Source organism: Frigoribacterium sp. VKM Ac-1396, from assembly GCF_015350895.1.
Classification (GTDB): Bacteria; Actinomycetota; Actinomycetes; order Actinomycetales; family Microbacteriaceae; genus Frigoribacterium.
The window spans coordinates 542,365-559,547 of the sequence record NZ_JADKSD010000001.1; the positions used below are offsets into that span (position 1 = coordinate 542,365).

The 17,183-nt window shown below is 71.3% G+C and carries 14 protein-coding genes, 2 tRNA genes and 2 pseudogenes; 1 reads left to right on the forward strand and 17 read right to left on the reverse strand.

The window, feature by feature from the left end:
• From ITJ55_RS02570 to ITJ55_RS02605, 8 genes and pseudogenes are all read right to left on the reverse strand, one after another.
• Window positions 1-265 (reverse strand): annotated as a pseudogene (locus tag ITJ55_RS02570) (bifunctional 3'-5' exonuclease/DNA polymerase); the annotation flags it as partial.
• Between the two features lie 118 nt (window positions 266-383).
• Complete coding sequence (locus ITJ55_RS02575; protein ID WP_194593948.1) at window positions 384-1,262, reverse strand: DUF1684 domain-containing protein; 879 nt, start codon at window positions 1,260-1,262, stop codon at window positions 384-386.
• A 118-nt stretch (window positions 1,263-1,380) separates the two neighbouring features.
• Window positions 1,381-2,022, reverse strand: a complete 642-nt coding sequence (locus ITJ55_RS02580) for an FMN reductase (RefSeq protein ID WP_194593949.1) — start codon at window positions 2,020-2,022, stop codon at window positions 1,381-1,383.
• Between the two features lie 19 nt (window positions 2,023-2,041).
• Complete coding sequence (locus tag ITJ55_RS02585; RefSeq protein ID WP_194593950.1) at window positions 2,042-3,175, reverse strand: LLM class flavin-dependent oxidoreductase; 1,134 nt, start codon at window positions 3,173-3,175, stop codon at window positions 2,042-2,044.
• Between the two features lie 315 nt (window positions 3,176-3,490).
• Complete coding sequence (locus ITJ55_RS02590) at window positions 3,491-3,832, reverse strand: hypothetical protein (RefSeq protein WP_194593951.1); 342 nt, start codon at window positions 3,830-3,832, stop codon at window positions 3,491-3,493.
• 196 nt (window positions 3,833-4,028) lie between these two features.
• A tRNA-Ile gene (locus tag ITJ55_RS02595) sits at window positions 4,029-4,102 on the reverse strand.
• A 57-nt stretch (window positions 4,103-4,159) separates the two neighbouring features.
• A complete protein-coding gene (locus ITJ55_RS02600) occupies window positions 4,160-5,443 on the reverse strand; it encodes a glycosyltransferase (RefSeq protein ID WP_370543978.1) in 1,284 nt (427 codons plus the stop codon).
• 95 nt (window positions 5,444-5,538) lie between these two features.
• The gene (locus ITJ55_RS02605; RefSeq protein WP_194593952.1) at window positions 5,539-6,453 is read right to left on the reverse strand and encodes a DMT family transporter; all 915 of its coding nucleotides are present in this window, start codon (window positions 6,451-6,453) and stop codon (window positions 5,539-5,541) included.
• A 41-nt stretch (window positions 6,454-6,494) separates the two neighbouring features.
• Here ITJ55_RS02605 and def point away from each other — a divergent pair, with 41 nt between their 5' ends.
• Window positions 6,495-7,061: a peptide deformylase gene (gene def, locus ITJ55_RS02610; RefSeq protein WP_194593953.1), complete on the forward strand. Its 567-nt coding sequence runs from the start codon at window positions 6,495-6,497 to the stop codon at window positions 7,059-7,061.
• 147 nt (window positions 7,062-7,208) lie between these two features.
• On the opposite strand, the gene ITJ55_RS02615 is transcribed toward def, so the two are convergent.
• The 9 genes and pseudogenes from ITJ55_RS02615 to dnaG form a co-directional block, all read right to left on the reverse strand.
• A tRNA-Asn gene (locus tag ITJ55_RS02615) sits at window positions 7,209-7,281 on the reverse strand.
• 114 nt (window positions 7,282-7,395) lie between these two features.
• Window positions 7,396-8,451: an NAD(P)-dependent oxidoreductase gene (locus ITJ55_RS16420; RefSeq protein WP_370543979.1), complete on the reverse strand. Its 1,056-nt coding sequence runs from the start codon at window positions 8,449-8,451 to the stop codon at window positions 7,396-7,398.
• Window positions 8,448-9,356, reverse strand: a complete 909-nt coding sequence (locus ITJ55_RS02625) for a dipeptide/oligopeptide/nickel ABC transporter ATP-binding protein (RefSeq protein ID WP_370543980.1) — start codon at window positions 9,354-9,356, stop codon at window positions 8,448-8,450. The genes ITJ55_RS16420 and ITJ55_RS02625 overlap by 4 nt, the downstream gene beginning before the upstream one ends.
• Before the next feature lie 2 nt (window positions 9,357-9,358).
• A complete protein-coding gene (locus ITJ55_RS02630; protein ID WP_194593954.1) occupies window positions 9,359-11,113 on the reverse strand; it encodes an ABC transporter ATP-binding protein in 1,755 nt (584 codons plus the stop codon).
• Complete coding sequence (locus ITJ55_RS02635; RefSeq protein ID WP_194593955.1) at window positions 11,110-12,123, reverse strand: ABC transporter permease; 1,014 nt, start codon at window positions 12,121-12,123, stop codon at window positions 11,110-11,112. The genes ITJ55_RS02630 and ITJ55_RS02635 overlap by 4 nt, the downstream gene beginning before the upstream one ends.
• A 2-nt stretch (window positions 12,124-12,125) precedes the next feature.
• On the reverse strand, window positions 12,126-12,812 hold the full coding sequence (locus ITJ55_RS16425; RefSeq protein WP_370544063.1) for an ABC transporter permease: 687 nt from the start codon (window positions 12,810-12,812) through the stop codon (window positions 12,126-12,128).
• Window positions 12,813-12,926: 114 nt separating this feature from the next.
• Window positions 12,927-13,220, reverse strand: a pseudogene (locus ITJ55_RS16430) (ABC transporter permease); the annotation flags it as partial.
• Between the two features lie 158 nt (window positions 13,221-13,378).
• Window positions 13,379-15,001, reverse strand: a complete 1,623-nt coding sequence (locus ITJ55_RS02645; RefSeq protein ID WP_194593957.1) for an ABC transporter substrate-binding protein — start codon at window positions 14,999-15,001, stop codon at window positions 13,379-13,381.
• Between the two features lie 274 nt (window positions 15,002-15,275).
• On the reverse strand, window positions 15,276-17,183 hold the full coding sequence (dnaG, locus tag ITJ55_RS02650; protein ID WP_194593958.1) for a DNA primase: 1,908 nt from the start codon (window positions 17,181-17,183) through the stop codon (window positions 15,276-15,278).

The window sequence follows — 17,183 nt, forward strand, 5'->3', positions numbered from 1 at the left end:
ACGCCCTCAGGACGGCGTGCACGAGCCGCAGGTCGACGCAGCGGGCCACCGTCACCCCGGCGTCGAGGAGGCGCGGGTACCACCGCGGGGTGTCGTCCCAGACCCAGCGGGGCGAGTGGTCGTGCTCGAGCCGGGCGACCCGGGGCGCCAGGTCGGCTGCCGCGATCGTCTCGACGCCCGCCACCTCGAGCCGGCCCGACGGTCCGCGCTCGAAGCGCGTCAGCTCGGCGTCGCCGTCGGGCAGGCGACGCAGCAGGAAGAACACCGTCCGATCATCCCACCGCGGGCCGACAGCATGGGATGACACCGCGAGCCGACACCATAGATGACACCGCGGACCGACACCGCGGACCGACGACGCAGGCCGATCTCGTCGGTCGCAGCTAGTGCAGGGGCTGCCCGGCCGAGTCCAGGACGTTCTTCTCGCCCGCCTCGATCGGCACGGTGAACCGATTCTGGGCCGGCGGGATCGGACAGTTGAAGGCGTACGAGAAGGCGCAGGGCGGCAGGACGGCCCGGTTGAAGTCGAGCGTGATGGTGCCGTCGCCGTTCGGGGTCGGGAAGAGGAAGCGCCCCACCGAGTACGTGCTGTCACCGTTGGTCGCGTCGCCGAAGACGAGCTGCAACCGGTCGCCGTCGCCCGACGGGAAGGCCGCGAGCTCGTGGTCGACCCCGTCACGCGTGAACCGGATGAGCCCGGGCAGCGGCTTGGGTCGGCTCAGCTCGAGGTCCTTCTGGTGGCGGATGTCGATCTGCGCGTCGGGCGCGGTCGGCACGAAGTCGGCCGTGACCACCCAGTCGGGGTCGAACGGGAACGCGTCGATCGACCCGAACCCCGTGACGGCGTCCGAGGCCGAGTCCCAGACGCGCAGCGCGTAGCCCGTGTGGTCGTCGTTCGCGATCACCGTGCCGGTGGTCGTCGCCGAGAACCTCAGGGCACTCGGCGTCATCGCGTCGTCGCCGGCCACGATCACGGTGCCGTCGACGAGGTCCCCGTCGACGTGGATGCCGTCCGCCGCGGTCGCCGTGAGGGCCAGCCCCGACACGCCCTGCGGCGTCGGAGCCCAGCGACCCGGCACGCCCCAGACCGTCTGCTCGTGGTCGACCCACTGCGTGCCGGTCAGAGCCAAGGGGCCCTGCGCCGAGACGGCGCGGGTGCGGCGCAGGGCGTGGAAGCGGTCGAGTTCGGCCTGGCCGACCGCCGTGCCGGACGCGTCGTCGGCTCGGCTCGTGCCGTGGTTCTCGGGCGTGACGTCGGTCATCGTTCCTCCTGGGGTCTGACAGGGGTGAACGCCGAGGAGGCGCGGTTCATGCCCCGACGCACGGCACGGGCTCGAGGCCGGCACCGCGCCTCCTCGTCCGGCGGGTCAGGACGGCGGTTCAGGACTGCGGGTCGTCGCCGCCCACGGCGAGGCGACGGAGCTGCTCGTCGAACGGCACGACGGCCGCGAACGGGTCGTCCGCGCCGCCCTGGTGCCGGTCGACCAGCTCGGCGAACTCCCCCGCGGCACGCGTGACGCGCTCGGGCAGCGTCGTCGAGGTGCCGTCGCCCTCGCCCCAGTCCTCGGACGCCGCGAAGACCGAGGTCGGCACGACGACGGCCTGCAGGTAGGCGAAGAGCGGCCGCACCGCGTACTCGAGGGCGAGCGAGTGCCGGGCCGTGCCCCCGGTCGCCGCGATCAGCACGGGCGTGCCGGTCAGCGCCGTGCGGTCGAGCACGTCGACGAACGACTTGAACAGCCCGCTGTACGACGACGAGAACACCGGCGTGACCGCGATGACGCCGTCGGCGGTCGCCACCTTCTCGAGTGCCTCCGCGAGGGCGGGAGGCGCGAAGCCGGTCAGCATCGCGTCGGTCACCTCGTGCGCGAGGTCGCGCAGGTCGACCACCTCGACCTCGACGAACGACCCGCGACCGACGAGGTCACGCGTCGTGGCCTCGACGAGGCGGTCGGCGAGCAGGCGGGTGGACGACGGCTGGCTCAGCCCGGCGGACAGGGCGACGATCTTCTTGGTGCTCATGGCGCGCCTCCTGCGGTCCTCAGCGGGCGGACGACGCGACGAGGGCGTCGTGCGCGGTGGGTGCGGCGGACTCCGCCGTGCGGGCCGCTGCCTCGACCAGCGAGGCGTGCGTGGGCGCGTCGGGCACGCCGGCCGGACGGTTCGCCGCGAACTCGCGACGCAGGACGGGCACGACCTCGCTGCCGAGGATGTCGAGCTGCTCGAGGACCGTCTTGAGCGGCAGTCCGGCGTGGTCCATCAGGAAGAGCTGGCGCTGGTAGTCGCCGACGTAGTCACGGAAGCCGAGGGTGCGGTCGATGACCTCCTGCGGGCTGCCGACCGTGAGCGGGGTCTGGCTCGTGAAGTCCTCCATGCTCGGGCCGTGGCCGTAGACCGGAGCGTTGTCGAAGTACGGACGGAAGTTCCGCTTGGCGTCCTGCGAGTTCTTGGCCAGGAAGACCTGGCCGCCGAGGCCGACGATCGCCTGGTCGGCGCGGCCGTGGCCGTGGTGCTCGAAACGGGTGCGGTAGAGCTCGACCATCTGCTTCGTGTGCGAGGCGGGCCAGAAGATGTGGTTCGCGAAGAACCCGTCGCCGTAGTAGGCGGCCTGCTCGGCGATCTCGGGGCTGCGGATCGAGCCGTGCCAGACGAAGGGGGCGACACCGTCGAGGGGGCGGGGGGTCGCCGTGAAGCCCTGCAACGGGGTGCGGAAGTGGCCCTTCCAGTCCACGACGTCCTCACGCCAGAGACGGTGCAGCAGGGCGTAGTTCTCGATGGCCAGGTTGATGCCCTGGCGGATGTCCTTGCCGAACCACGGGTAGACCGGCCCCGTGTTGCCCCGGCCGAGCGTGAGGTCGACGCGGCCGCCCGCGAGGTGCTGCAACAGCGCGAAGTCCTCGGCGATCTTCACCGGATCGTTCGTCGTGATGAGGGTGGTGGCGGTGCTCAGCACGATGCGCTCGGTCTGCGCGGCGATGTAGGCCAGCAGCGTCGTCGGACTCGAGTTCACGAAGGGCGGGTTGTGGTGCTCGCCGGCCGCGTAGACGTCGAGACCGACCTCTTCGGCCTTCTTGGCGATCGTGACCATCGCCTTGAGGCGCTCGCCCTCGGTCGGGGTGACACCGGTGGTCGGGTCGGTCGTGATGTCGCCGACGCTGAAGATTCCGAACTGCATTGCTCCACCTTAGAACATCTGCATGCGTTTGCATGTACTTCGGTGAACCGCGTGGTGGGGCTCGGCATTCCCGGGGCGCGCGACTGCCGACGGGAACGCACCGCGTCGGCAATGCAGGGCTGGTGTCGCACCCCGGCCGCCCGGGCCCGGAAACTCGGGGCCCGCCCGGAAGGGCGCAGCAGGAAGAAGGAGTTGCCCGCACGGCGACGGGGAGTTCGCGGCGGAACGGACGGGGTGCTACGGAACGGGGTGCGACGGAACGGGAGGAACGGGACGGGGCGGGACGAGCGGGACGAGCGGGTGGGGGGCGACCGTTCAGGCGAGGGGCGCCAGGCGCAGCCACCGCTCGGCGACCTGGGCCTGTGACACGGGCCCGTCACCGTCGCGGTCGATCTGGGGCGAGTCGAACTCGACCCACCAGGTGCGGGCCGAGCCGCCGATGGCCGAGACGCCCTGCCAGGCGCTGCCACCGGCCCGGACGACGATGCCGGTCGGACCGTACGGGAACGGCGTGGCGGGGTCTTCGTCGGAGTCGAGCACGTACACCTGCGCCCCGACGCCCATGCGGGCCGGGCCGGATCGCCTGTCGTCGTCGGAGGAGTCGCCGCCCCAGGCGTCGGGGTCGGGCTCCGGCTGTCGGGGCCGCTTCGTGAACATGGTCGACATCGTGCCACGCACGCGGCGAACCGTGCGACGACGTGGCCGGGCTCTCGGCAGGCCACAGGCCGTGGACCCCGGGCATCGGCCGGCATCCGTACCGGCGCGGATGCCGCCACGGCACCGGTGGCGCATCGCCACGGCACCGGTGGCACATCGCCACGGCACCGGCGGCAGGCCGCCGCGGCACGACGGGTAGGGCGGACGGGACTTGAACCCGTGACCGATCGATTATGAGTCGACTGCTCTAACCGGCTGAGCTACCGCCCCTCGCGTCGACCCACCGGTGCGAGCCGGGGTCGGCCGGGGCGGTGCCGCGGTCGACCGTCAGTGCGCGCGGTCGGACGCCGCGTCGGTGGAGGGGACCACCGGCTGACCACGATACAGGCTCTCGAACACGCTCAAGGTGCGCTCGATGTCGTGCCCCTCGATCATCTTCAGGCTCGCCCGTCGCATGGCGAGGTAGTCGTCGTCGCTCTTCGTCAGCACCGTCGTGAGCTTGTCGGCGAGGTCACTGCTGTCGCCCGGCCGGAACAGGTAGCCGTTCTCGCCCTCGTCGACCAGGTGCGGCAGGGCCATGGCGTCGGCCACCACGATGGGCAGGCCCGACGCCATCGCCTCGAGGCTGGCGATGCTCTGCAGCTCGGCGATCGACGGCATCGCGAACACCGTCGACTCGGTCAGCGTGCGACGCAGCTCGTCGTCGGAGAGGTAGCCGGCGAACGTGACGACGTCGGCGAGCCCCAGGTCACGGCTGGTCGCCTGCAACTGCTTGAACAGGTCGCCGCCGCCGACGATGGTCAGGGTGGCTTCGAGCGCGGGGTCGAGCAGCGTCATGGCGCGGAGCAGCACGTCGATCTGCTTCTCGGCGGTGACCCGGCCGACGAACACGATCCTGTTCGCCTCGGGGCGGGTGGCGAGTGCGGTGTAGTGGCTCGCGTCGATGCCGCACGAGACGGCCAGCACGCCGGTGACGGCCACGGACTTCTCGAGGAACGTCGCGGCCTTCTGCGTGGGCGTCGTGATCGCGGCGGCCTTGTGGAACGTCTTGCTGGCGTCGTTCCACGCGATCTGGGTGGCCTTCGCGCGCAACCCCTTCGGCAGGCCGGTGTGCTCGAGCAGGTTCTCGGGCATGAAGTGGTTCGTCGCGACGACGCGCACGCCGCGGCGCTCGGCGACCTGCGCGACCCCGCGGCCCATCACGATGTGCGACTGGATGTGCACGACGTCGGGGTGGATCTCGTCGAAGATCTTATCGGCGTGCTCTTGCACCCGCCACGGCGTCGCGAAGCGCAGCCAGTCGTGCAGCGGCCAGCGCGTCGAGTAGAGCCGGTGCACGGTCAGGGTGACGCCGCCGTGCTGCTCGAAGAACGTGCCGTGGTGTCGGCTGGCCGCCGGCACCATGAGGTGCACGTCGTGGCCGCGCTGCGCGAGCCCGACGGCGAGTCGCTCGGTGAAGTTGGCCGCGCCGTTGACGTCGGGCGGGAACGTGTCGCCGGCGATCAGCACGGTCAGGCGGTCGGACGAGCCCGACAAGGCGCGGCTGGCGTCGTCTGCCGACGCCGCGTCGACGGGGCGGCCGGGTTCCGAGGGCGTCGGGGCGGTGGTCACGGTTCGTGGCGTCTTTCTCGTGCTCGGTGGCCGGTGTGGCGCGTCACGCGGTCGACGGGTGGTGGAGCCGTCGGTCGCGACGACCCCACGCTAGCTCAGGCTCGGGTCTGCGGATGGTATTTGGCGAGCTGGAACACGCCGTAGACGGCCACCGCCGCGGCGATGACGAAGAAGACCCCGGCGACGGGCGGCGCGTTCTGCGCCTCGCCCAGCACGACGATGCCGATGCCGACCGCGATGAGGGGGTCGACGACCGTGAGGCCGGCGATGACGAGGTCGGGCGGGCCGGACGAGTAGGCGTTCTGCACGAAGTACCCGCCGAGCAGGCCCGCCGCGAGCAGGAACACGATGCAGACGATCGTGAGCCAGTCGAAGTTGCCCGCGAAGACGCGGTTGAGCACGACCTTGGCCAGGGTCGCGACGAAGCCGTAGAGCACCCCGGCGGCGATGATGTAGAAGAGCGCGCTGCGGCGACGTCGCAGCAGGGCGAACGCGATGCCCAGCGCGGCCCCCACGACGGCGAGGATCACGAGCACGGTGACGAGCTGCCGCGTGGTGATCTCGGGTTCGATCGCCGTGAACGCCGCAACCGTGACGAACAGGCCGACCCCTCCGACGCAGAACAGGATGGCGCGCTTGGCACGACGGTCGAGCTTTCGACCGGTGGATCGCGAGTTGAGGACCGCCGTGATGACCAGCGCGACGGCGCCGAGGGGCTGCACCACGAGCAGCGGGGCGATGCGCAGGCTGGTGAGCTGGAAGAGGATGGCGAGCCCGAGCAGCAGGGTGCCCATGACCCACGACGGTCGGCCCACGAGCGCGAGCACCTGCCGGACGTTCATGCCGCTCTTCGCCGCTCCGATGCGACGTTCGACCTTGGCGACCCCGCGGTGCTGCAACTGCGCACCGATCGAGAGGAACACCGCGCCGACCAGGGCGATGGGGATGCCGAGGGCCTGGTAGGGGGTCAGCGATACCTGCTGGGTGAGATCCCCGATGTCCGTCGTCACGGCGTCCACGCTAGCGCCGTGGCGCTGGATAGTCTGGACGAATGGCCGTTCGACCGATTTCCATCACGGGTGACCCCGTGCTCCACTCCCCCGCCTCCGAGGTGACGGTCGTCGACGACGACCTGCGCACCCTCGTCGCCGACATGTTCGAGACGATGGACGCCGCGCCCGGCGTCGGCCTCGCGGGCCCGCAGGTGGGCGTCGGCAAGCGCCTCTTCGTCTACTCGTGGACCGACGACGACGGCGAGCTCTGGCGGGGCGTGGCCATCAACCCGACGCTCTGGCAGAGCCCCCTGTCGATCGAGCCCCTCGACGACGAGTCCGAGTCCGAGGGGTGCCTCTCGGTGCCCGGCGAGAGGTTTCCGCTGCGACGGGCCGACGGCGTGGTGCTGCGCGCCACCGACCTCGACGGCCACGAGGTCGAGATCGAGGCGTGGGGCTGGCTCGCCCGCGTCTTCCAGCACGAGTACGACCACCTCGACGGCGTGCTGTACGCCGACCGGCTCGAGCACCCCTTCCACAAGGCGGCGGCCAAGGCCGTCCGCAAGAAGGGCTGGGGTCAGCCGGGCGGCACCTGGCTGCCGGGCGTCGACCACCTCGAGGACTGACCGCCGCCCGAGCCGACCCCGAGACCACGGAGGCGCGTCCTGCGAACCGCAGGACGCGCCTCCGTCGTTCTCGACCCCGCTGCGGGCCGCAGGGCACCGACGGCAGGAAAGAGAAAAGGCCCAGAGGGTGGAGCCTCTGGGCCTTCGCTCCCCGAGTTGGACTCGAACCAACAACCTGCCGGTTAACAGCCGGCTGCTCTGCCAATTGAGCTATCGAGGAATGGCAGCCGCCTCAGACCTTCGTCCGTGACAGCGGAGACAACTCTAGCAAAGATCTGAGGGCCCGACGGACCACGGTGGCGACCCGGCGCGTCGGGCCGTCATGGGACAGGCCTCAGTACCCGAAGTGCGGGTCGACGACGCCGACGAACTCGCCTCCGCCGACGAACGCGCGCACGTTGTGGCGGATGCGTTCGGCGAGCAGGGGCGCCGTCATCTCGGGGGTGTCCGCCTGATGGGGTGTCACGATGACGCGCGGTTCGTCGAACAGCGGGTGGCCGTCGGGCAGCGGCTCGGGCGTCGTGACGTCGACGCCGGCACCCCAGAGCCGTTCGGCCCGGACGGCGTCGACGAGGGCGTCGGTGTCGACCAGGCTGCCGCGGGCGACGTTGACCAGCACGCCCGTCGGCGGCAGCAGCGCGAGCCGCCGCGCGTCGAGGAGACGGGCGGTGCCGGGCGTCGCCGCGGCGGCGAGCACGACGACGTCGGCGCCGGGCAGCACCTCGTCGAGGTGGTCGACGGCGACCGTCCGGTCGGCACCCGCGACGGGGTCGGCCGATCGTCGGACGACCGTGACCCGCACGTCGAACGGTGCCAGCAGGCGCATCAGCTCGACCGCGATGCCCCCGGCGCCGACGATGACGACGTGGGCCCCGTAGAGCGAGCGGCCCTGCTGCTCGGTCGCCCACGACGTCGCCCGGACGCGCTGCGGCACGACCCGCAGCAGCGAGAGCACGAGCATCAGGGCGTGTTCGGCGACGGGCTCGGCGAACGCCCCCTTGGCACTGGTCCAGAGCGGCAGGGCGCGATCGGCCCGTGCGGCGATCACCTCGGCGAAGGCGTCGACTCCGGCGTAGGGCAACTGCACCCACTCGATGCCGGGGTGGTCGTCCAGGGCACGGGCGAGGCCCGCGGGGTCACGGTACGAGAGCCAGACGAGGCCCCGGGTGTCGGGGCCGAGCGGCACGACCTCGGCTCCCCCGGCACGGACGGCCTCGACGAAGACCGGGGTCTCGCGGGGGGCCACCGAGACGGGGCCCGGGGTCGGGCGTCGCCCGGGCGTGAGGACGGGGCCCGCGGTGACGACCGCGCGGTGGCCGCGCGCGCCTCCCGGGCTCGTCGCCCGGAGCGCGTCCTGCCCGGAGCCGGCGTCGGTCGACCCGGCGGTCACGGCGCCTCGGGGCCCGTGCGGTCGGTGCGGCCGTCGGCGTCGGCGGCCCGGCGGGACGCCTCGCGCTCCTCGGGCCGGATGATGTCGATCGGCGTGGTCTGCGACAGCACCTTGACGTAGGGGTCGATGCCGGTGCGCAGCACGTCGTCGATGTCGCCGAGACCCACCAGGCGACCACCGCGCATGACGGCGACGCGGTCGGTGATGGCGCGCGCCTCGGCGACGGACGACGTCACGACGAGTGCGGAGAACTGACGCCCCTCGTGCAGGTTCTTGATCACGTCGAGCACGGCCTGGCGCACCAGCACGTCGACCCCTCGCGCGGGCTCGTCGGCGATGAGCAGCGGGGGCTCGAGGACGAGGCTGCGGGCGAGCGCGACGCGCTGGCGTTGGCCCGAGCTGAGCTCCCAGGTGTGCTTGAGCATGGTGCCGAGCGGCAGGTGGACGCCGTCGACCAGCGTCGCGACGATGCGCCCGGCCTCGGTGCGGTCGAACTTCCGGTCGCGCAGGTAGATCGGCTCGGCGATGGCCTCGCCGACGGTGAGGTCGGGGCTGAGGCGTTCGCCGTCGTCCTGCGCCAGGTAGCCGACCATGGTCGAGAGCCGGTCGCGTCGTCGACCCGACATCTTGCCGACGTCCTGCCCGAACACGCGGGCGGTGCCGCCGACCAGGCGGGGCCGCCCCTCGTCGACGCGCCCGGTGCCGGTGAGCCCGGCCAGGGCCATCGCGAGCGTGGACTTGCCCGACCCGCTCTCGCCGAGGACGGCGACGATCTCGCCCGGCTCGACCCGCAAGGTCACACCGTCGACGGCACGCACGGACGGATGCCCCGCCCGTGCGGGGTACAGCAGCGACAGGTCGTCGGTGGCGATCGGCCGGTCGAGGTCGAGCTCGCGGGTCGCCACCCTCAGACCACCCCGCCGACGTGCGGGCCGCCGGTGGCCGAGCGGGCGTCGTCCGCCGCCGCCTCGCGGTCCAGCCGGGCGAGCTGCTCGCGCCGCGACGCCTGCTCGATCGGGTCGGGCACCGGCAGGGAGGCCAGCAAGCGTTGGGTGTACGGGTGCTCGGGAGCACCGAGCACCTGGTCGTTCGGACCGCTCTCGATCAGGTCACCGTGGAACAGCACGCCGATGCGGTCGGCCAGCATGTTGACGACCGCGAGGTCGTGGCTGATGAACAGGGCCGCGAAGCCCAGCTGCGACTGCAGTTCGGTGAACAGCTCGAGCACGCGGGCCTGGACCGACACGTCGAGCGCGCTGGTGGGCTCGTCGGCGATGAGGAGCGTCGGGTCGAGGGCGAGCGAACGGGCGAGGCTCGCCCGCTGACGCTGGCCGCCGCTGAGCTCGTGCGGGTACCGGTCGGCGAACGACTTCGGCAGCTGGACCGCCTCGAGCAGCTCGTCGACGCGGGGGCGGGCGGCCCGGGCGTCCTTCGCCCGGCCGTGCACGATGAGCGGCTCGGCGACGCACTCGGCGATCGTGAGCAGCGGGTTGAAGCTCGATGCGGGGTCTTGGAACACGAAGCCGATGTCGGCGCGCTTCGGCTTGAAGTCCCGCTCGTGCACGCCGTTCATCTCGACGCCGAGCACCTCGAGCGAACCGCCCGTGACCTTGGTCAGGCCGGCGATGGCCCGCCCGATCGTGGTCTTGCCCGAACCGCTCTCGCCGACCAACCCGAGCACCTCGCCGCGGGCGATCGTGAAGTCGACGCCCTTGACGGCCCGGAACCCACCGCGACCGAGGCGCCCCGGGTACTCGATCTCGAGACCGCGCGCGCGCACGACGACCTCGCTGTCGGCCGGTTGTGCCTGCTGGGTGTGACCGCGGGCCTCGAGCTTCGGCACCGAACCGAGCAGCCGCTTCGTGTAGTCGTCCTGCGGGTTCGCGAAGAGCTCGACGGCCGGGGCCTGCTCGACCACCTTGCCGAGGTACATCACGGCGACCCGGTCGGCGAGGTCGGCGACGACGCCCATGTTGTGCGTGATCAGCACGATGGCCGTGCCGAACTCGTCTCGGCAGCGGCGCAGCAGGTCGAGGATCTCGGCCTGCACCGTCACGTCGAGGGCCGTGGTCGGTTCGTCGGCCACGATCACCGACGGGTCGAGCACGAGCGCCATGGCGATCACCACGCGCTGCTTCTGCCCGCCCGAGAACTGGTGCGGGTAGTAGTCGACGCGGGTCTCGGGGTCGGGGATGCCCACGCGACGCAGGATGTCGATCGCCTTGACCCGCGCCTCCTTGCGTCCGACCTTGCCGTGGGCCCGCAGGCCCTCGGCGATCTGCCAGCCCACCGTGTAGACGGGGTTGAGCGCGGTCGAAGGCTCTTGGAACACCATGGCGACGTCGGTGCCGCGCAGCTCACGCACCTTCTTCGCACCGACCTCGAGCACGTTCTGCCCCGAGAGCAGCACGGCTCCCGTCGCGACGGCGGTCTCGGGCAGCAGGCCGAGGATCGTCTTCGCCGTCACCGTCTTGCCGCTGCCGGACTCGCCGACGATCGCGAGCACCTCGCCGGCACGCACGTCGAGGGTCACGCCCTGGACGGCGGCCACGTCACCGCCGTCGGTCGCGAAGGTCACCTCGAGGTCGGTGATGCCGACGGCGACGGGGCGCTCGTCGCGGGGGGTGGCCGCTCGGCCCGTCGTGGTCGTGTCGGCGCTCATGCGGTCACCTCGTCGTTCGTCGTGGTCGGTGCCTGCTCGACCGCACGGGTGGGCCCCGTCTTGCGCTTCGCGCGACGGCGGGTCCGGAGGCGCGGGTCGGCCAGGTCGTTCATGCTCTCGCCCATCAGCGTGATGCCGAGCACCATCAGCACGATCGCCGCACCCGGGAAGACGCCGGTCCACCAGATGCCGCTCGCCGTGTCGGAGAGGGCGCGGTTCAGGTCGTAGCCCCACTCGGCCGCCGCGGTCGGGCCGATGCCGAAACCGAGGAACCCGAGGGCCGCCAGGGTCAGGATCGCCTCGGACGCGTTCAACGTCAGGATGAGCGGCAGGCTGCGGGTCGCGTTGCGCAGGACGTGCTTGAACATGATGCGACCGGTGCTGCTGCCGTTGACCTTCGCCGACTCGACGAACGCCTCGGCCTTCAGCCGGGTGGCCTCGGCCCGGACGACCCGGAAGTACTGCGGCACGTAGACCACGGTGATCGAGATGCCGGCCGAGACGATGCCGCCCCAGAGGCTCGACTGGCCGCCGCTGATGACGATCGAGACGACGATGGCGAGCAGCAGCGACGGGAACGCGTAGACGGCGTCGGCGATGACGACCAGCACGCGGTCGAGCCAGCCGCCGAGATAGCCCGAGATCAGGCCGAGGGTGACGCCGATGGTGATCGAGAGCACGACGGCCACGATGACGACGGCCACCGCGGTGCGGGTGCCCCACATGACGCGACTGAACACGTCGTAGCCGCCGACCGTGGTGCCCCACAGGTGCTCGGCCGACGGGGGCGCCTGGCGCGGGAACGCCTCGGTGGCACCGCGCAGCTGGCCGAAGCCGTACGGGGCGATGAGCGGGGCGAACACCGCCAGCAGCACGAAGACCGCGACGATGACGACGCCGGTGAGCAGCATGCCGCGCTGCAGCCCGACCGAGCGGCGGATCTGGGCCACGACGGGGAGGCGCCGGAAGAAGGGTTCGCGGCGGTCGGCCGCGACGGTTTCGTCGGTCATGGTCAGTACCTCACCCGGGGGTCGATCAGCGCGGCGATCACGTCGACCACGAAGTTGGTCACGGCGACGATGACGGCCAGCACGGCGACGATGCCCTGCACGGCGACGAAGTCGCGGGCCGACAGGTACTGCTGCAGCTGGAAGCCCAGCCCCCGCCAGCCGAAGGTCGTCTCGGTCAGCACCGAGCCGCCCAGCAGCATCGCGATCTGCAGGCCCATCACGGTGATGATCGGGATGAGCGCCGGCTTGAGCGCGTGGGCCCGCACGAGGCGGAACTCGCTGACGCCACGCGAGCGCGCCGCGTCGACGTACTCGGAGCCGAGGGTGCCGATCACGTTGGTGCGCACCAGGCGCAAGAAGATGCCGGCGGTCAGGACGCCGAGCGCCAGGGCCGGCAGGACCGCGTGCGACAGGACGTCGGTGATGATCGTCGCGTTGCCCGTCCGCAGGGCATCGACGATGTAGATGCCCGTCGGGTTGTCGATCCGACCGAGGGCGATGGCCACGCGCGTGCTGGCGCGACCGCCGAGGGGCAGCCAGCCGAGCCAGACCGAGAAGGTCAGCTTGAGCAGCAGGCCGGCGAAGAAGACCGGGGTCGCGTAGGCGAGGATCGCCAGGACGCGCAGGATGGCGTCGGGCCAACGGTCGCGCACGTAGGCGGCGAGCATGCCGAGCGGGATGCCCAGCACGAGCGCGACGATCAGCGCGTAGAAGACCAGCTCGATGGTGGCGCTGCCGTACTGCAGCAGGATGTCGCTGATGGCGCGGTTGTCGGTCGCGGTCGTGCCGAAGTCGCCGCGGACGATCTGGCCGAGGTACTCGAGGTACTGCACGATGACCGGTCGGTCGTAACCGGCCGCGGCGAGGCGCTCTTGCAGCTGCGCCTCGGTGAGCCGGCCACCGACGGACGCGGTGATCGGGTTGCCGACCACGCGCATCAGGAAGAACACGAGCGTGACGAGGATGAACACGGTCGGCACGATGAGGATCGCGCGGACCACGATGTAGCGTCCGAGGCCGCCGCCGCCGGAACCCCGGGACTTCCCGGGGGTCGAGGTGGGCGGCGCCGTGAGGGAGCCGTCGGTGATCAGGGTCACGTCGTTGGGCCTTTCGATGGTGTGGTGCCGGTCGCAGGCCGGAGGGGGCGCCCCGCGGTGTCGCGGGTCGCCCCCTCGGCGTACGGCCGTGGTGCGGAGTCCCCCGGCCCCCGAGCCCGGCCGGCGGACCGGCGGGGCTCAGGGGACGAGGAGGCGCGTCAGCGGCTCAGCGCACCGTAACGGAACTTGAACGACGCGTCGAGCGTGTCGTCCACGCCCTTGACGTCGGACTGCGAGACGACGACCTGCGTGCCCTGCAGCAGCGGCAGCGTGGGCAGGTCGGCCGCGACGGCGTCCTGGATCTGACCGATGACGGCCTCACGTGCCGAGGCGTCCTGCTCGCCGATCTCCTGCGTCAGCAGACCCTGGACGGTCGGGCTGTCGTAGTGGTTGCCGACGAAGTTGTCCGCGCTGAAGAACGGCGTCAGGTAGTTGTCGGCGTCCGAGAAGTCGGGGAACCAACCCAGCTGGTACACGGGGTAGGCGTCCTCGCGGCGCTCGGTGCTGTAGGTGTCCCACAGGGTCGACTGCAGGTTGACGGTGAAGAGGCCGCTGGCCTCGAGCTGCGACTTGATCAGCGCGTACTCTTCGTCGCTCGACGCACCGTAGTGGTCGGGGCTGTACTGCAGGTCGATCGACACCGGGGTGCTGACGCCGGCAGCCGACAGGGCCGCGGCGGCCTTGTCGACGTCGGGGCCGCCCTGACCGTCGCCGTAGAGGCCCTCGAGGGGCTTGGTCGCACCGGTCAGGCCGTCGGGGACGACCGAGTAGAGCGGCGTGTAGGTGTCGTTGTAGACGTCCTTCGCGAGGGCCTCGCGGTCGACCGTGTCGGCGACCGACTGACGGACGGCCAGCGCCTTCATTGCGTCGGCGTCGGGCTGCGTGGCACCGAAGGGCATGGTGTCGAGGTTGAACACCAGGTAACGGATCTCGCCACCGGGGCCGTTGTGCACCGTCAGCGAGTCGTCCTTGGCCAGGTCGGCCAGGTCGGTGGGGCTGAGGCTGCGGTTCGCGACGTCGACGTCGCCGTTCTGGACGGCGAGCTTCAGGTCGGTCTCTTCGGTGTAGTACGTCGCCGTGACCGAGTCGGTCTTCGGGGCGCCGAGGACGCCGTCGTAGGCGTCGTTGGCCTCGTAGGCGATGGTCTCGTTCTGCGAGTAGTCGGTGATCTTGTACTGACCCGAGAACGCGTCGCCCGAGACGATGTCGTCGGCGTCGGTCAGCGCGGTCGCCGAGAAGACGTCCTCGTCGACGATCGGGCCGGCGGGGCTCGAGAGCACCTGCGGCCAGGTCTGGTCGGCCGACTTCAGCGTGAAGACGACGGTGGTGTCATCGGGCGCGTCGGTGCTGGCCAGGTTGCCGAGCAGCGACGAGGGGCCGTTGGGGTCGGCGATCGCGAGCTGGCGGTCGAAGCTGAACTTGACGTCGCTCGAGGTCAGCGCGTTGCCGTTCGAGAAGGTCAGGCCGTCCTTGAGCTTGACCGTGTACTCGGTCGGGCTCGTGAACTCGGCGGACTCGGCCAGGTCGGGCTCGACGTCGGGGCTGCCGTACGGGGCGTTCGTCAAGAAGCCGAACACCTGGTTCTGGACGGCGAACGAGCCGTTGTCGTACGAGCCGGCCGGGTCGAGCGACGTGATGACGTCGGTCGTGCCGATGCTGAGACCGTCGAGGGCGTCGGTCGCGTCACCACCGGAGGCGCAGCCCGAGAGGACGAGCGCGGTGGCAGCGGCGCCACCGACGACGGCCAGGGCGCGTCGGGCGAGCGTGGAGTCGGATGTCATATCCGGTTACCTCTTTCTCTGTGTGCAAGGGGTCCCGGGCCGTGCTGTGGACGCGGCCGTTTCGGGGAACGTTCATTGGTAACACACCCGTGAGCGTGCAACCGGCTCATCGCGCAACTGTTTACAGGCCCGCAACGAACCCTTGCCAACTGGTCGGACCGACGACGAGGCCGCTCGCCACCGATGTATGCGCGTTCAGACGCAGGCCTGGTCGTCGCGGCGCGCCCCGCGGCGCAGACGTCGGAAGCCCGGGCCTCGGGCCGGGGCTCACGCCTTACTCTTGTCGGATCGCCCGCCGGTCGGCCTCGACCGCCGCGATGCGGACCTGGATCTCGCGCCACCGCTCGGGCTCGGCCTTGACGTCGGTGCGGAACGACTGGCCCAGCAGCTCGGACTTCTCGCGGATCAGGTCGCGTTCGACGATCGACACCACGATGCCGCGGCAGTACGTCGTGATCTCTCGCCCCTCGCGCTCGGGGATCGGGGCGATCGCCAGTTCTTTCGCCAACGAGTCGAACGGCGACGGCGTCTGACCGAGCACCACGTCGAGCCAGTCCGACGAGTCGAACCGGTCGAGGCTGGCCCCGATGGCGTCGCGCACGACCGCCAGCGCGCTGTTCTCGATGCGAGCCCGGGCCGCGCGCTGCATGAGGTCGAAGCCCACCGTCGCGGGGTGCTGCAGCATCGCCATGAGGGCGTCGCGTTCGGTGCGGGTGGTGAGGTCGCCCGGCAACGTCAGCAGGCTCGGGCCCGCCGGTTCGTCGGGCACGGGCGGCAGGCTGGTGATGGACTGCCGGCCGTCGGACACGCTCTTCGGCTGCGACCGCTCGAGCGCGTGCTGGGCCGAGGAGGCGCGGCGGGCGTCGTCGACGCTCGTCGCGACGTCGGCCGGGTCGAGCCCCAACCAGCCCGCCAACGACCGCACGTAGCCCTGGGTCATCGAGCGGTCGCGGATGCCCGCGACGACGGGAGCGGCCGCCCGGAGCGCGGACACGCGCCCCTCGACCGTCTCGAGGTCGTGCCCGTCGATCAGCCGCCGGATCATGAACTCGAACATCGGACGCTTGGTCGAGATGAGTCGCCGCACGGCGTCGTCACCCCGGTTCAGCCGCAGGTCGCACGGGTCGAGGCCGTCGGGGGCCACCGCGACGAAGGTCTGGGCGGCGAAGCGCTGCTCTTCGGCGAAGGCGCGCGACGCGGCCCGCTGCCCCGCCTCGTCGGGGTCGAAGGTGAACACGACCTCGCCGCCGGTCGACGTGTCGGCCCCGCCGACGTCGCCGAGCATGGGGCGCAGCACCTTGATGTGGTCGACGCCGAACGACGTGCCGCAGGTCGCCACGGCCGTCGTGACCCCGGCGAGGTGGCAGGCCATGACGTCGGTGTAGCCCTCGACGATGACGACCTGCTTGCCCTTCGAGATGTCGCGTCGGGCCAGGTCGAGCCCGTAGAGCACCTGCGACTTGTGGTAGATCGGCGTCTCGGGGGTGTTGAGGTACTTGGGGCCCTTGTCGTCGTCGAGCAGGCGTCGAGCACCGAAGCCGATGGTCGACCCGGTGACGTCTCGGATCGGCCAGACCAGCCGACCACGGAACCGGTCGTACGGGCTGCGGTCGCCCTGGCTGAGCAGCCCCGCCGTGACGAGCTCGTCGTCGCGGTAGCCGAGGCCCGTGAGGTGCGAGCGGAGCGCGTCGAACGACTTCGGCGCGAAGCCGACGCCGAACCGCTCGGCCGCCGCCGGGTCGAAGCCCCGCTCGCCGAGGAACCGCCGCGCCGGCTCGGCGTCGGCGGCGGTCAGCCGACCCACGAAGAACTCGCGCGCCGCCTCGTTCGCCGAGATGAGCCGCGCCCGGTTGCCGTGGTCGCTGGCCTGCCCGCCGTCTTCGTAGTGCAGCTCGAAGCCGATGCGCGCCGCCATGCGCTCGACGGCCTCTTGGAAGGTCGTGTGGTCGGTCTTCATGACGAAGCTGAAGACGTCGCCGTCTTCACCGCAGCCGAAGCAGTGGTACCGGCCCACCTGGGGCCGCACGTGGAAGCTCGGGCTGCGCTCGTCGTGGAAGGGGCACAGGCCCTTCAGCGACCCGACGCCCGCACCCTTCAGCGTGACGTGGTCGCCGACGATGTCGGCGATGTTGGTGCGCGACCGGACCTCGTCGATGTCGTTGCGTTTGATCAGGCCGGGCAC

Excerpts from the sequence above, each read along its gene's own strand:
- ITJ55_RS02575 (WP_194593948.1), bottom strand. The coding sequence starts at position 1,262 with ATGACCGACGTCACGCCCGAGAACCACGGCACGAGCCGAGCCGACGAC.
- ITJ55_RS02580 (WP_194593949.1), bottom strand. The coding sequence starts at position 2,022 with ATGAGCACCAAGAAGATCGTCGCCCTGTCCGCCGGGCTGAGCCAGCCG.
- ITJ55_RS02585 (WP_194593950.1), bottom strand. The coding sequence starts at position 3,175 with ATGCAGTTCGGAATCTTCAGCGTCGGCGACATCACGACCGACCCGACC.
- ITJ55_RS02590 (WP_194593951.1), bottom strand. The coding sequence starts at position 3,832 with ATGTTCACGAAGCGGCCCCGACAGCCGGAGCCCGACCCCGACGCCTGG.
- def (WP_194593953.1), top strand. The coding sequence starts at position 6,495 with ATGGCCGTTCGACCGATTTCCATCACGGGTGACCCCGTGCTCCACTCC.
- ITJ55_RS02630 (WP_194593954.1), bottom strand. The coding sequence starts at position 11,113 with ATGAGCGCCGACACGACCACGACGGGCCGAGCGGCCACCCCCCGCGAC.
- ITJ55_RS02635 (WP_194593955.1), bottom strand. The coding sequence starts at position 12,123 with ATGACCGACGAAACCGTCGCGGCCGACCGCCGCGAACCCTTCTTCCGG.
- ITJ55_RS02645 (WP_194593957.1), bottom strand. The coding sequence starts at position 15,001 with ATGACATCCGACTCCACGCTCGCCCGACGCGCCCTGGCCGTCGTCGGT.